The sequence below is a fragment of the Polynucleobacter sp. IMCC30063 genome, assembly GCF_021395235.1.
Lineage (GTDB): Bacteria > Pseudomonadota > Gammaproteobacteria > Burkholderiales > Burkholderiaceae > Polynucleobacter.
The window spans coordinates 1-14,672 of record NZ_JAJVCQ010000003.1; the positions used below are offsets into that span (position 1 = coordinate 1).

At 45.8% G+C, this 14,672-nt stretch carries 13 protein-coding genes; 9 read left to right on the forward strand and 4 right to left on the reverse strand.

The genetic code is table 11. The features are described from left to right. The first annotated feature begins 277 nt into the window (after positions 1–277). Positions 278–580, forward strand: a complete 303-nt coding sequence (locus LZG75_RS06545; RefSeq protein ID WP_233936459.1) for a hypothetical protein — start codon at positions 278–280, stop codon at positions 578–580. A 9-nt stretch (positions 581–589) separates the two neighbouring features. Here LZG75_RS06545 and LZG75_RS06550 read toward each other — a convergent pair whose 3' ends face one another. Next, positions 590–1,894, reverse strand: a complete 1,305-nt coding sequence (locus tag LZG75_RS06550) for a site-specific integrase (protein ID WP_233936471.1) — start codon at positions 1,892–1,894, stop codon at positions 590–592. A gap of 247 nt (positions 1,895–2,141) precedes the next feature. Here LZG75_RS06550 and LZG75_RS06555 point away from each other — a divergent pair, with 247 nt between their 5' ends. Then, positions 2,142–2,792: an outer membrane protein gene (locus tag LZG75_RS06555; protein WP_233936473.1), complete on the forward strand. Its 651-nt coding sequence runs from the start codon at positions 2,142–2,144 to the stop codon at positions 2,790–2,792. Between the two features lie 24 nt (positions 2,793–2,816). Continuing rightward, a complete protein-coding gene (locus LZG75_RS06560; protein WP_233936475.1) occupies positions 2,817–3,125 on the forward strand; it encodes a hypothetical protein in 309 nt (102 codons plus the stop codon). Positions 3,126–3,158: 33 nt separating this feature from the next. Here the strand turns inward: LZG75_RS06560 and LZG75_RS06565 are convergent, their stop codons facing one another. Next, positions 3,159–4,112, reverse strand: coding sequence for a reductase (locus tag LZG75_RS06565; protein ID WP_233936477.1), 954 nt, complete (start codon positions 4,110–4,112; stop codon positions 3,159–3,161). A 195-nt stretch (positions 4,113–4,307) separates the two neighbouring features. Between LZG75_RS06565 and LZG75_RS06570 the strand changes: the two genes are divergently transcribed. The 6 genes from LZG75_RS06570 (at position 4,308) to nadB (ending at position 12,556) form a co-directional block, all read left to right on the forward strand. Next, complete coding sequence (locus tag LZG75_RS06570) at positions 4,308–5,540, forward strand: cytochrome c peroxidase (RefSeq protein ID WP_233936480.1); 1,233 nt, start codon at positions 4,308–4,310, stop codon at positions 5,538–5,540. Between the two features lie 94 nt (positions 5,541–5,634). Then, positions 5,635–5,781 carry a hypothetical protein gene (locus tag LZG75_RS06575; RefSeq protein WP_233924685.1) on the forward strand — a complete coding sequence of 49 codons (147 nt, stop codon included), beginning with the start codon at positions 5,635–5,637 and terminating at the stop codon, positions 5,779–5,781. After that, positions 5,782–6,006 carry a hypothetical protein gene (locus LZG75_RS06580; protein WP_233936483.1) on the forward strand — a complete coding sequence of 75 codons (225 nt, stop codon included), beginning with the start codon at positions 5,782–5,784 and terminating at the stop codon, positions 6,004–6,006. Positions 6,007–6,229: 223 nt separating this feature from the next. After that, positions 6,230–8,044 (forward strand): NAD(P)H-dependent oxidoreductase subunit E, encoded by a 1,815-nt coding sequence (locus tag LZG75_RS06585; RefSeq protein WP_233936485.1) that lies wholly within the window; start codon positions 6,230–6,232, stop codon positions 8,042–8,044. Beyond that, positions 8,041–10,926, forward strand: a complete 2,886-nt coding sequence (fdhF, locus tag LZG75_RS06590) for a formate dehydrogenase subunit alpha (RefSeq protein WP_233936488.1) — start codon at positions 8,041–8,043, stop codon at positions 10,924–10,926. Before LZG75_RS06585 ends, fdhF begins: the two co-directional genes overlap by 4 nt. A gap of 13 nt (positions 10,927–10,939) precedes the next feature. After that, complete coding sequence (gene nadB, locus LZG75_RS06595) at positions 10,940–12,556, forward strand: L-aspartate oxidase (protein WP_233936491.1); 1,617 nt, start codon at positions 10,940–10,942, stop codon at positions 12,554–12,556. Positions 12,557–12,576: 20 nt separating this feature from the next. Here the strand turns inward: nadB and nadC are convergent, their stop codons facing one another. Further along, positions 12,577–13,434, reverse strand: coding sequence for a carboxylating nicotinate-nucleotide diphosphorylase (gene nadC, locus LZG75_RS06600; protein WP_233936501.1), 858 nt, complete (start codon positions 13,432–13,434; stop codon positions 12,577–12,579). A gap of 17 nt (positions 13,435–13,451) precedes the next feature. Next, positions 13,452–14,597 (reverse strand): quinolinate synthase NadA, encoded by a 1,146-nt coding sequence (gene nadA, locus LZG75_RS06605; RefSeq protein ID WP_233924679.1) that lies wholly within the window; start codon positions 14,595–14,597, stop codon positions 13,452–13,454. Positions 14,598–14,672: the final 75 nt, after the last annotated feature.

Genomic DNA, 14,672 nt, shown 5'->3' on the forward strand with positions numbered 1-14,672 from the left:
CTGCCAGCAGGCTATCAATGAGTTCTTGGGGTACTGCTCGTTTTGCTGCTTCGGTCATCATCATTACTCCTATGGAGTGGGCTTTTACCCATTATTAGACCGTTTACACAAAATTTAGTACACCCCCGGTCTAGAAGCTGCTATTGCCCAAATTGTTAGCGTTACGCAGGGACATGCTTCATTCACACCGCAGCACCAGGGATTTTCTAATCTCTCATTTGAGCAGTCCTTAAATAATGATGGATCCATTGAGGCATCTATCTATGCCTCGCACTTAATGGAGCCTAATCCGAGTTTTGCATTTGTCACTCACAATTCAGAAGCAGAGATTTCATGGGAGTTAAAAAATAAACAACCTTTTGTTGGTGGCTACAGTAAGGATGCATTTACTTTTGACGGCGGTATAACTGCTCATGGAATATTTATTCGTCCAATGGGCGGTGCGCTAACTCCTAGCCACCCCTTCAGAGTGATACTGGCCAAAAGGGGTGAGAAACCAATTTTTTTGATAGCTGTCTTTCATCAAAAAACAGAAACAGAGTGGATCCCTGTCCCGGGTGTTTTTTTACCTAGGATGTAATGATTTCTACTATTGCCTTTTGAAATATGATTTATTGATATAAGTATTCCAATCTATCATCAATAGCATTCTTTTTTCCAATTGATCCTGTCTCCTATAAGCAGCCTCAGCCTTATTCTTAATAGTATGGGCTAAAGCCAGCTCAACTGTTTCATTGGAGTAATCCGTTGTCTCCGCAGCCCAATCTCTAAATGTTGATCTAAAGCCATGGGGAACATAATCAGCATACTTTTGCATCTTTCTCATCATTGCAAGTAGAGCCATATTTGATAGTGGGCGATCCTTGTGTAGAGTGCTCGGGAATAAATATGAATTCACTCGAATTTCTTTGAGTTGCCCAAGGATTTCCATTACCCTAGTGTTTAACGGAACTCGATGCTCTTTGCCTGCCTTCATACGCGCCGCTGGAATTATCCAAACTTTAGCTTCCAAATCAAACTCATCCCATCGTGCCTCTATAACTTCACCGGTTCTGCTCGCAGTCAGAATCAAGAGCTCCAATGCAAGTGCTGAGAATCCTGAATGAGTTCGCAGATCTGATACAAATTCCCCAATACGTTGAAAAGGTAGAGCAGGGTGATGAACACTTTTCTTAATCTTGCTTGCTTTGGGTAAAAGGTAGCTTAGCGCCCCTTGATACCGCGCTGGATTTTCTCCTTGCATGTATCGATGCGCTTTGCACCAATCTAATATCACCTCAATCCGCTGACGAACCCGAGTGGCTGTTTCAGTGCGAACATTCCAAAAGGTTCCTTCTACTACACCCTTCTTGTTCTTAATATCTTGCTCAAGAACTTTGACGATATGACTAGTACTTATGTGGTCGACTCTTAGTTTTCCAATGAAGGGCGATACGAACTTATTTATCGTAGTGGTCCATTGATCTTGATGCTTGCTATTGGACCATTCGGCTTTCTTAGCCTGAATGCATCTTTTTGCGGCAGATTCAAAGGTAATCGTATGGATATTTGCCTCGATTGCCTTAGATCGTTTGGCTATTCTTTGTTCAAGAGGATCGATCCCATCCAAAATTGATCGTCTTAGGTCCAAGGCCTTCAACCTGGCATTGGCCAGTGAAAAGGACTCAATTGGACCAATTCCCATTTCTCGTCGTTTAAGAGTGATTGGACTCGTAAACCGAAAAATCCAGCTACGAGCAATGCCAGTAGGAGTGTTGGTGACCTGAAGATAGAGCCCTTTATTTTCAGGATCAGCATGATATCCAGGTCTGTTAACTGAGATAATTCCACGTGCAGTGAAAGAGGTCTTGCGAGGACCTTTCACTCCTTGTTTATCATCATAATTAGCGCTCAATCTACCCACCACTGTACCCACCAGTTAAACGTAGATTTTAGTGAACTTGAATGGGTTAGATTGGAGTAGGGTTACCTTGTAAGCCATGTATTACAAGGGTTTGATGGGTAATGGTAGACTTACACGGAGGGTGAATTTTTTGACTCCCTCTCCGCCATAAGCCTATATAAATTAATAGCCATTAGCTATGCTACGATTTGGGCATAGTTTTCCACATTTCATAAAAATAGTAACTAAGGGCAGCTATTTGAAAGTTAAATCATTAATAGTAGGCATTGGATTCATTAGCCTTACTACCCCTGCTTTAGCCCAGTCCGTCTTTGAAGGCTTTTATGGACAAGTTGGTATTGGTTATGAGAACTCAACCCCAAGCTATTCAGGCGGCACTTTGAATGGCATCACCTCTGGGCCGCTTTATTCTTATGGCATGTCAGGTGGCACGACCAATAGCTTTGCAGCTACGGCAACGGTTGGCTATTACTTCCCAGTTACTGGTAATTTTCTCCTAGGTATTGGAGCAGAGTATTCACCCTTATCAGGAACTAGTAGTAATGCTACTGTGACGATTCCAGCGCTTAAATATAGCGAATCTCAGTCGATTAAAAAAGGTGACTCGTATAACCTCTTTATTTCTCCTGCTTACGCTATTGATAAAGAAAAGCTGGCTTACGCTAAGGTGGGCTACTCCAATGCCAATTATGAAATCGGTGGAGGCAACGACACCTATAACGGTTACTCCTTAGGTCTTGGCTATCGCCAAATCATTCAAGGCAACTGGTACGGCTTTGCTGAAGTCAATTACACGAGCTACGGCAATCAAAATGTCGCTACTAATGCATCAGGCACAGCGAGCTTTAAAGTCACTAATGCCCTAGTAGGCGTTGGTTATAAGTTTTAGTACATGAATAACTAAGGATAAATCATGCGTACCTATATAACTTCACTACTCTTAGCAACAACCCTCATACTGGCGTCTTGCGGTGGCGGTAACGATATAGCCTCAAGCGGAGCTAGTGCCGTAAGTGCGGCTGCTCCAGTAACAACAAATGATGCTACGACTACTGCATCAACCCCTACTGAACCCAAGATCAACGGTCAGGTTGATGAGCGCACTGGTGTAGCGCCAGTAATTGCCAAAGCAAATCTAGGACACCAATATTGCGTCACCTGCTCAAGCTGCCATGTTCCTATGGATAGAAATCTCTCCTTCTGCCCACCCCGGACCAACTAGACCTTAGTCTAATTGATTGGTGTATAGAGCGCCCTAACTACCCACCGTTTGTATCCGTAAGTCGCGCGCAGCAATACGCACTTTTTCGGCTTCCTCTCTGAGGGTTTTAATTTCTGTAGGGGATAGGCGTTCAATATTAGAGTAGTCTAATTTCCATTGCGCGTCTGTCGACCAAATTAATGGTGACTGAACGGTAGTGCGGGGTGCAGGGGCAGATTCTAGAATGCGTAATGCCAGTTCAAAATTGGTATCTTGTGAGGCTACATCATTGGGTATAGCAGCCGCATTCCCCAAGGGGAAGTCGCTAAATAACAGTCGTGGCACACCGCAATATTCAACGATATCTTTAGCTGCTCCCATAATGACCGTGGCAATGCCTTGCTCTTCAAGGTAGCGCGCCAACAAACTTTGGCATTGATGGCAAATGGGGCAGTTGGGAATGAGGATGGCTACGTCCACCCCATCGGCTTTACAAAGACTGGCAATTGCTGGCGCATCTACTTCAAGCGTGTGACGTTGACTACGATTGCTGGGTAAGCCATAGAATCGTGGCGATAAAGCGCCGAGGCGCATACTTGCGACTGCTCTTCTAGCGGCAGCCAAAGGAAACCACGCATTCATTTCGGCCATATCGGCATTTTTACGATCTACCCCTACGTGTGAGATCCGTAAATCCGAGTCTATTGTCGTTGGACCTGAGTACACCTCATAAAACTTGGCTAGTGCGTTATAAGCAGAGCCGGGGCCTTGATTGCCTTTGTCGGCTTGGTAAGGAGCGGCGGTAGTGATTAAAGCTAGAGTCGATTCCCTGAGAGGCTTTTTTAATGGACTAAATGGCACGGTTAGATAGTGTGCCCAGACATATGGGTTTTCATAGCCAAGCCCTAAATAATAGGAGCGCGTGCGTTGCATATAAGAAACTGGCTGATCCCAGGAAGGGGCGAACTCGAGCTCTTCAACCATGGTATTTTTCTGTGTGGCGGTCATGGGGAAAACCTTTTTCAATAAATCAAAATGAAAAGATGAACAAGCGTAAAACGAGTTTAATTGATCCTTCCAAACCCTGATAATAATTGCTTTTTCTGGATAATTGAAGAATTTATAAGGATGAACAATGCAAGGTAATTGGATGATCAAGTTATGGTAAATTATTTTGAATAAATTTACCTTGGGCCGTATATAGTGATCAATAAAAATCCGCCTTTATTACTATCCCTGGCTTGTCTATTTTTAGTGTCATCTTGCGGGGGTGGTTCAAGTGGCACATCATCTGCATCTACCTCAAGCAGCACCTCATCGCCTACAAGCGCGGCAGCCACCACCTTGTCGGTAGCCGACGCTTTGTTTCATGAGAAAGCGTTATCGGCTAGCGGCCAATTAGCCTGTTCTGGCTGTCATACCGATGAAACTGCGCATTCAACAGCTGCTAATGTTGCATTACCGCTTGGGGGCGCATCAATGAATCAGCAAGTTTTTCGGGCCGCTCCCAGCATTCTTTATAAAGCCGCAACCCCCGGATTTAGTTTTGATGCCGAGGGCAATGCAGTTGGTGGTTTTGATTGGGACGGTAGGGTAAATACGCTAGCAGCGCAAGCTTCCGGTCCCTTGTTAGCAGTGAATGAGATGGCTAATGCTAGTGTGGCAGACGTAGCTAGCAAGGTACGACGCCTATCTTATTTTAGTGATTTTGCCGCCGTATTTAATTTACCCGCCAATCCATCTGATCAACAGGTGTTTGACACTTTATTAACAGCTTTGCAAACATATCAACAAATTGATCCCGATTATTTACTTTTTAATAGTAAGTTTGATCGATTTTTAGACGGCACTGTAGCTCTCAGTTCGCAAGAGGCGCGTGGCTTAGCTACTTTTAATGATCCTAATAAAGGCAATTGCGCAAGTTGTCATACTAGTCAAGTGGGGCCCGGGGGCACAAGACCTGTGTTTACTAACTTTAAGTATGCCGCGCTAGGTTTGCCACGTAATACAAATATCGAGGCCAATGCCGACAGTTCTTTTTATGACATGGGCTTGTGTGGCCCAGTAAGAACAGACTTATCCGCTAGAACGAATTTATGTGGCCAATTTAAAATTCCCACCTTAAGAAATATTGCTTTGACAGCGCCTTATTTTCATAACTCAAGTATTGCTACTTTGTCTGATGCGGTAGGGTTTTATGCGACTCGCGATATCAACCCCACGCGTTGGTATCCAACAGTGAACGGCGCAGTACAAAAATTTAATGATTTACCAGCAGCATTGCGAGGTAATGTGATTCAAACTAGGCCTTTTGGCCTCGCTAATGGTGCTACCCCGATTATTAATGCTGAGGATGTTGCCGATATCACGGCTTTCCTCTTAACTCTCAGTGACGACAAGACTGCTGCGCCAGGAAGACCAACCGTAGGGCGGTAAGATTGTGGTTGATCAAATATAATGATAATGACCTATTCATCTGCTTTTGAGCTAAATTTGCTGATGAGTAATTTAATTCAACTTGGAGCTGCAAATGACTGAGTCATCATCAAATAAACCGGAATTTGGTAAAGAACAACAAGAAGAGGCTATCGGCATAGTCGCTTTCTACCTCATGCCTGTATGCGTTGCCATTGTGGTGTTAATTGGGGTTTATTTTGCTAAACAGTGGGCGGGTTAATTGCGCCAATTAACTTACCTTGTTTTTTTTCTTATTCCCTTTAGCCTCATTTCCTGCGGTTCAATTCAAGAGGCGGCGCAAGAAGATTGCGCTGGGGCAGGTTACCGGGCAGGATCTGCCGACTACAACAGCTGCGTTTCAGCGCGTATTCGTGAGCGTAATGCTGATTACAGCAGCACTTTTTTGCCAAGTAACCAAGGTTTTCAGTCGACAGACTCGAAATAAGGACTTATTTAAGGGTTAACCCTAATAAGCACTCTGGCTTTTTCACGCATTTCGCTTAGTTTGAGCTTAGTCAAGAGTTTTTAGGCGCCATTCATCAATAATGAATAGACTTTGTAATTCGTTATTTATCAAATGATTTATAAATCTAATACAATAGTAGATACGTTTTTAAGGTTACCTTGTTTTATTTTGCTATGACGTTAATCAATAAAGATTAGGACTAATGAATCATCCCAAACCTGCTGGTGAAATGAAGGCTGTTGCAGTAGCAACCATAGATGACTTAAGGCAGCGCATTCGTCAAAAAAGCAAAATGAAGGGTCGCCAGCCAGATGATATTTCTGTTGCCGAGGTGCAGCAATTAATCGGCTTACCGCCTTATCGACGTGATTTATTAATTGAGTATTTACATCACCTAAATGATGAGTATCGTGCTTTGCATGATCGGCATTTAGTCGCCTTATCTAAAGTGATTAATGTATCCATGGCAGAGGTGTATGAGGTCGCAACCTTCTACCATCACTTTGAAGTGGTCCGCGGTGATGATCCTGTCGCAGAAATTACTGTACGGGTTTGTAATGGCCTCTCTTGTGAATTGCATGGCGCGCAAGATTTGTTAGCCCGTTTGCCAAAAGTATTGGGCGAGGGAACCAACTTTGCTAATGTCAAAGTGATACCTGCGCCTTGCGTGGGACGCTGTGAACAAGCCCCCATTGCCGTGGTTTCGCAATATCCTGTTTTGTTTGCCTCGGTCGATAAAGTCGTTGCGGCCGTAGAAACCAAATCAACCCATCAGCCGATGGGTAAAAATGATGGTGATTTCAATCCCATTAATTATGTGGAGAAGGGTATTTCTCCACAGGGCACTAATCAGCTAATGTCACCAGCGTATGTTGGTTACGAGGCGTATCGCGCTAAAGGTGGTTACCAATTAGCAAGCGATGTGAGTACGGGTAAGCATAGCCCTGAGGCTGTATTAGTAGCCATGGAGAATTCAGGTTTACGTGGCCTAGGTGGTGCGGGCTTTCCTGCGGGTCGCAAGTGGCGGATTGTGAAAGACCAAGCCGCACCGAAATTGATGGCAGTGAATATTGACGAAGGCGAGCCAGGCACCTTTAAAGACCGCACTTATTTAGAGCGTGATCCCCACCGTTTTTTAGAGGGCATGCTGATTGCCGCTCAAGTAGTTGGTATCGAGACTTGTTACATCTATTTACGTGATGAATATCATGGCTGCCGTGAATTACTACAAGCTGAATTAGCCAAACTACAAGCTAACCCGCCATGCGCTTTACCTCGAATTGAATTGCGCCGTGGTGCTGGCGCCTATATTTGCGGTGAAGAGTCGGCGATGATCGAAAGTATTGAGGGTAAGCGTGGGGAACCGCGTATGCGTCCACCCTATATTGCCCAAGTTGGCTTATTTGGACGTCCTACCCTTGAGCATAATATGGAAACGCTGTATTGGGTGCGCGATATTGTGCAGCGTGGCCCTGAGTGGTTTAGTTCATTCGGTTTGAATGGTCGTAAAGGCTTACGTAGTTTTAGCGTCAGCGGCAGAGTAAAAGAACCTGGCGTGAAGTTGGCGCCAGCAGGCATTACGATTCAAGAACTGATTGACAATTATTGTGGTGGCATGCAAGCAGGCCATACGTTCTATGCTTATTTGCCGGGTGGTGCATCAGGCGGTATATTGCCAGCGACAATGAATACCATTCCACTCGATTTTGATACGCTGCAGCCCTATGGTTGCTTTATTGGCTCTGCAGCAGTGATGGTGCTAAGTGAGCAAGATAGCGCTCGTAATGCCGCCTTAAATATCATGCACTTTTTTGAGCATGAGAGTTGCGGACAATGTACGCCTTGCCGGGTTGGTACAGGTAAGGCCGCCACTTTAATGCAAGCCAAACAGTGGGATCAATCAACCTTAGAAGACTTGGCTACGGTCATGGTTGATGCCTCGATTTGTGGATTGGGCCAAGCTGCACCGAATCCGATTCGTTGTGTCCAAAAATACTTCCCGCAGGAGATTGCATGAACGCACCCGTAAATCCGCAGGAACTCGAATTACAAACGGTGGAGTTCAAGCTCGATGGCAAAACAATTATTGCTTATGATGGCGAAACAATTTTAAAAGCAGCTAAACGCCATGGCATTGATATTCCCCATTTGTGCTTTAAAGATGGTTACGCACCCGATGGCAATTGTCGTGCCTGCGTGGTTGAAATTAATGGCGAGCGTACTTTAGCCCCCAGTTGCTGTCGCAATGCCACTGCTGGTATGGAAGTCAAGGCCCAAAGTGAACGTGCCGTTAAAAGCCAGAAATTAGTTTTAGAAATGCTCCTCTCGGATATGCCTGATAAAGGCTATAAGTGGATCGGCGATGACGAGAGCATGCAGTTTGGTGAGTTAAGTAGTTGGGCTAAGCAAATGGATGTCACCGTTCGCCCCGAATTAAAAGCGCTGCGTCGTGAGCAAGCTAAGGCAGATATTTCGCATCCTGCCATGGCAGTGAACTTAGATACTTGCATTCAATGTAATCGTTGCTTACGGGGCTGTCGCGATGAGCAAGTAAATGATGTGATTGGTTACGCGATGCGTGGTAGCCATAGTGAAATCGTATTTGATTTGAACGATCCCATGGGCGAGAGTACTTGTGTAGGCTGTGGCGAGTGCGTACAAGCTTGCCCCACCGGCGCATTGATGCCTAAAGGGTTAATCGGTTCACAAAAAGTGGATAGTAAAGTTGATTCAGTTTGCCCATTTTGCGGTGTCGGCTGCCAAATTACTTACAACATTAAAGATAATGTGATTGTTAGTGTTGACGGTCGCGATGGCCCTGCAAACCACAATCGTTTATGTGTAAAGGGCCGCTTTGGTATGGATTACATTCATAGCCCACAGCGCCTTACTAAACCATTGATTCGTAAGACTGGTGTTCCTAAGGATGAAACTGCGTCGCAAGACCCGAATGATTGGTCCAGCATATTCCGTGAAGCGACTTGGGAAGAGGCTTTAGATGTTGCAGCGAGTAAATTAAAGGGCCTCAATGAAAAATACGGCCGCAAGGTCTTGGCTGGTTTTGGTTCAGCTAAAGGCAGTAATGAGGAAGCGTATTTATTTCAAAAATTAGTACGCACTGGGTTTGGTAATAATAATGTCGACCATTGCACGCGCTTATGTCATGCGTCTAGCGTGGCTGCATTATTAGAGGGCGTGGGTTCAGGGGCCGTTAGCAATCAAGTCAATGATGTGGAAAACTCCACGATGATTTTATTGATTGGCTCAAACCCGACAGTGAATCACCCCGTTGCAGCAACATGGTTTAAAAATGCCGCTAAACGGGGTACTAAGGTGGTGTTAGCCGACCCACGTGTTACCCAAATGGGTAAGCATGCGTGGCGCATTATGCAATTTAAACCTGATACCGATGTAGCGATGCTTAACGCCATGATCTACACCATCATTGAAGAAGGTTTGTGTGATCAGGAATTTATTAAAAATCGTACTAGTAACTTTGAAGCCCTCAAAGAAAATGTCAAGGGTTATAGCCCAGAATTAATGGCGCCTATCTGCGGTATTCCATCAGAAACATTGCGTGAAGTAGCGCGCGAATTTGCGACGACGAAGTCGGCAATGATTTTATGGGGCATGGGCATTAGTCAGCACGTGCATGGTACCGATAATGCCCGCTGCTTAATTGCTTTATCGACCATTGCAGGTCAAATTGGTAAGCCAGGTTCAGGCTTACATCCCTTACGTGGACAAAATAATGTCCAGGGTGCTAGCGATGCGGGTTTAATTCCGATGATGTTTCCCAATTACCAGCGGGTTGATAACGCTAATGCGCATGATTGGTTTGAAAAATTCTGGAGGACCCCATTAGAGTCCAAACCTGGCTATACCGTGGTTGAAATTATGGAAAAGATATTAGCGGTGGATAGTGATCCCGATAAAATTCGGGGTATGTACATCATGGGTGAGAACCCCGCTATGAGCGATCCTGATTTAAATCATGCACGCCATGCCTTGGCTTCGCTAGAGCATTTAGTAGTGCAAGATATTTTCATGACTGAAACGGCTTTATTGGCCGATGTAGTCTTGCCAGCGAGTGCTTGGCCAGAAAAAGTTGGCACAGTGAGCAATACCGATCGCATGGTTCAAATGGGTAAGCGTGCGATTCATCCGCCAGGTGAGGCAAAACCCGATTTATGGATTCTGCAAGAGTTGGCCAAACGCATGGGCCTCAATTGGAAGTATGCAGGGCCTGATTCAGGTGTTGCAGAGGTGTTTGATGAAATGCGTCAAGCGATGCACGCAGCAATTAAAGGCATTACTTGGGATCGCTTAGAGCGCGAGTCAAGCGTCACTTATCCTTGTTTAAGCCCAGAAGATCCAGGTCGACCGATTGTCTTTAATGATGCTTTTCCAACAGCGGATGGCAAAGTCAAGCTGGTTCCCGCGGATATTATTCCCGCGGATGAACGCCCAAATGATGAATATCCCTTTGTTTTAATTACCGGCCGTCAACTTGAGCATTGGCATACTGGCAGCATGACAAGACGTGCGACCATACTGGATACGATTGAGCCGATGGCTACTGTCTCCTTGTGTGGGGATGATATGGTGCAGTTAGGCGTAACCACTGGTGATGTAGTGACGGTTGCTTCACGACGCGGCACCATTGCAATTCATGTGCGGCGTGATGATGGCACTCCACGTGGCGCAATCTTTATTCCCTTTGCATATTACGAGGCTGCGGCTAACTTAATGACTAACTCTGCATTAGATCCCTTTGGCAAAATACCTGAGTTTAAGTATTGCGCAGTTTCTGTAGTTAAAGGCGGTGATGCGGCGGTTAAATTAGGTTACGGTACCAACGATGAAATATCGAGTGACAAGGTAGCAGCGCACACCTAAAGTGGATACTGCATTGCAAAAAACCGCTGAATTGCCAGTGCTGATTATTGGCGCTGGTTTAGCAGGGCTCACAGTGGCTCTGCATCTTGCTAAAACCCAAGCCGTGATTGTGATGGCTAAGCGTAGCTTGGGTGAGGGCGCTACTGCATGGGCGCAGGGCGGAATTGTTGGCGTGCTAGATCAGGCCGATAGTGTTGATGCGCACGTTGCCGATACCTTAAACGCTGGCGCGGGTTTAGTCGATGAAACAACTGCGCGATATATTGCGGAAGAGAGTGCCGCGGCAATACAGTGGCTTGTTGATCAAGGCGTGCCTTTTACCACTGATGTAGCGGGCCCGCTAGGTTTGCACTTAACTCGCGAAGGTGGTCATAGTCATCGCCGCATTGCACATGCTGCGGATGCTACAGGCAAGGCAATTCATGAGGTGCTCTTAGATCAAGCGCGGTCGCATCCGAATATTCGTTTAATTGAACATTGGATTGCACTCGACCTTATTACGAATCGACACTTGTCGAGTAAGGATAAGAAAAAATTACCCAATCGCTGTTACGGCGTTTATGCATTAGATATTAATAATTCCAAAGTAGAGACCATTGCGGCTAAAGCCGTAGTTTTAGCTACTGGTGGGGTTGGTAAGGTCTATCGCTATACCAGCAATCCCGATACGGCTACGGGCGATGGTATCGCTATGGCCTGGCGCGCTGGATGCCGAGTGGGTAATATGGAATTTATCCAGTTTCATCCAACTTGCTTGTATCACCCCAGTGATCGTACTTTTTTAATTACTGAGGCCTTGCGTGGAGAGGGCGGCTTACTCAAGTTGCCTGAAGGTGGCGCTACCCAAGGCCTACGTTTTATGCCTGAACATGACGAGCGCAATGAATTAGCGCCGCGTGATATTGTGGCACGCGCAATCGATTTTGAAATGAAAAAATATGGCTTAGATCATGTGAATTTAGATGCCACCCATTTAGGTGCAGCGTTTATTCAAGAGCATTTTCCAATGATCTATGCGCGTTGCTTTAGCCTTGGAATTGATATTACTCAGCAAGCTATTCCTGTGGTACCTGCTGCTCACTATACCTGCGGTGGGGTAGTGACCGATTTGCATGGCCACACCGATTTACCTGGCCTATACGCTGTAGGTGAGTCTACTTATACGGGTCTGCATGGTGCAAATCGCTTAGCAAGTAACTCATTACTAGAATGTGTTGTCATTGGCAAAGCAGCTGCTGCTGATATTGATTTAGCAGTCACTCCTGAATTACCAAATTTACCTTTATGGGATGAAAGCCAAGTTGAAAATGCTGATGAGCAAGTGGTGATTGCTCATAATTGGGATGAATTACGCTCATTAATGTGGAATTATGTTGGCATTGTGCGCACGACTAAACGGCTTGAGCGTGCCTTACATCGCATTGAGCTATTGCATCATGAAGTGCAGGAATACTATGCCAACTTTAAAGTGACTCGCGACTTAATTGAATTGCGTAATCTGTTAGATTGCGCTGAGCTGATTGTGGAATCGGCCTTAATGCGTAAAGAAAGCCGTGGCCTACACTATAGTCGCGACTACCCTAATACAGGGGCAGTTTCTCTCCCAACAATTTTGACACCTAAGCAGTAGGCTGAATTTAGCTAGACCGCTTAAGCTACCATCCGCATTGAAAAATCAACAGCCTGCACATCTTTGGTCAGTTTACCAAGCGAAATTCGGTCTACACCTGTAGCTGCAATAGCACGCATCAACTCGATGCCAATACCTCCTGAAGCTTCTAATAGTGCTCTGCCTTGATTAATGGCTACCGCTTTGTGCATTTTTTCGATTGAGAAGTTATCAATCAAAATATTTTTTGCACCCGCTTTAATAGCTTCATCTAGTTCAGCTAAATTCTCCACCTCAATCTGAATGCTGACACCTTCATTGAGTTTTTCTGCGGCATCAAGCGCTGCACGAATGCTACCAGCTGCAGCGATGTGATTTTCTTTGATCAAAATACCATCCCATAAAGCCATCCGTTGGTTTTCACCACCGCCAATGCGCACTGCATATTTTTGCGCTTGGCGTAGGCCGGGTAAGGTTTTGCGGGTATCCAGCACAACACAGCCATTGGGGTTGGGACTTAGGCCAACTATCGCTTCCACATATTTTCTAGTGTTAGTAGCGGTAGCAGAGAGGGTTTGAAGAAAATTAATTGCGGTACGCTCTCCTGAGAGTAAGGCACGTACATCCGCTTTAATTTCGCACACTGGCGTATCGACAACCATCCAATCCCCTTCTTGATAAAACCAAGTCAGTACGGCTTTAGGATCAAGCGCTTGAATTGTCCCTTCAAACCAAGACTTACCACACAGCACGGCTTTTTGTCGTACGCTTAGCTGGCTTCGCCCTATTTTGCTGGGCACAAGTTGCGCAGTCCAATCACAAACGCCAATATCTTCCCTCAAGGCATCTTGAATATTGCGCGTACGGGCTTGGTCTAAAGTTTCGTTGGCATCAAACATGAGATCGCAAGTAATCCTTAAGCTGCGCCAATGTGTTTGACAAAGCCATGCTGGGCTTTAGCTAATAAATCGGGATGCTGGCTCGTGAAATCGAGCATCCGATCGATACAGATGAGGGCCTTTATTCTGGTGGCCTCTTCAATGAAAACTTCACCTGTTTGATTTTCTAGTGCATCCAGAATGCCTTGCAGTCCATTCATCGCCATCCAGGGGCAATGGGCACAGCTTTTACAGGTAGCGCTAGTTCCCGCAGTCGGGGCTTCGATCAGTTTTTTATTAGGCGCCAATTGACGCATGCGGTGCAAGATGCCTTTATCGGTTGCGACAATGTATTCATTAGCAGAGCCCTCAACTACAGCCTTAATCATGGCAGAAGTCGAGCCCACCACATCGGCAAGTGCGATAACTGCAGCCGGTGATTCTGGGTGAACCAATATTTGGGCCCGCGGATATTGCAAGCGCAATAATTCCAGCTCGGTGGCTTTAAATTCATCATGGACAATGCAGGCACCATTCCAGAGCAACATATCGGCTCCAGTTTGCGCTTGAATGTAATGTCCTAAATGTCGGTCGGGAGCCCAGAGAATTTGTTTGCCCTGTTCTTTGAGGTGATGGACGATAGCTAAAGCACACGAACTGGTAACCATCCAATCTGCTTGGGCCTTAACGGCGGCACTCGTATTGGCATAGACTACTACGGTGTGCTTAGGGTGAGCGGCACGAAAGTCAGCGAATGCATCGGCAGGACACCCCAAGTCGAGTGAGCAAGTTGCATCCAAGTCAGGCATAAAAATGCGTTTTTCGGGGCTGAGAATTTTCGCCGTTTCACCCATAAAGCGGACGCCAACGACGATTAAATTTTTCGCTGCATGGGCTTTACCAAAGCGCGCCATTTCAAGGGAGTCAGCCACAAAGCCACCAGTTTCCATGGCTAAGTCTTGAATTTCACCATCGACATAGTAATGCGCCACGATCGCCGCATCTTTCTCGATTAAGAGGGTTTTAATGCGGTTAATCACCGCAGCCTTTTGGTCTCCCGAGATCTGGGGAGGTGTTTGAGCCCAAGCTTGCGCAGTGCAGGTTCTACCAGCGCCATCTTGCTGGGGATAATCAAAAGAAATGGGTTTTGACGAGGCTGGCATAGCCACAGAAACAGGATTCATACCAAATCTTAACCCGAGCGGCGGGTTGGTGCTTTAGTTGAGAAATTCAGCATAAATTATAGATTGCCCTGCTGA

Coding starts and splice junctions, on each gene's coding strand:
- nadC (WP_233936501.1), bottom strand. CDS start 13,434: ATGTTTGATGCCAACGAAACTTTAGACCAAGCCCGTACGCGCAATATT.
- nadA (WP_233924679.1), bottom strand. CDS start 14,597: ATGAATCCTGTTTCTGTGGCTATGCCAGCCTCGTCAAAACCCATTTCT.
- LZG75_RS06565 (WP_233936477.1), bottom strand. CDS start 4,112: ATGACCGCCACACAGAAAAATACCATGGTTGAAGAGCTCGAGTTCGCC.
- fdhF (WP_233936488.1), top strand. CDS start 8,041: ATGAACGCACCCGTAAATCCGCAGGAACTCGAATTACAAACGGTGGAG.
- LZG75_RS06545 (WP_233936459.1), top strand. CDS start 278: ATGGAGCCTAATCCGAGTTTTGCATTTGTCACTCACAATTCAGAAGCA.
- LZG75_RS06575 (WP_233924685.1), top strand. CDS start 5,635: ATGACTGAGTCATCATCAAATAAACCGGAATTTGGTAAAGAACAACAA.
- LZG75_RS06585 (WP_233936485.1), top strand. CDS start 6,230: ATGAATCATCCCAAACCTGCTGGTGAAATGAAGGCTGTTGCAGTAGCA.
- LZG75_RS06560 (WP_233936475.1), top strand. CDS start 2,817: ATGCGTACCTATATAACTTCACTACTCTTAGCAACAACCCTCATACTG.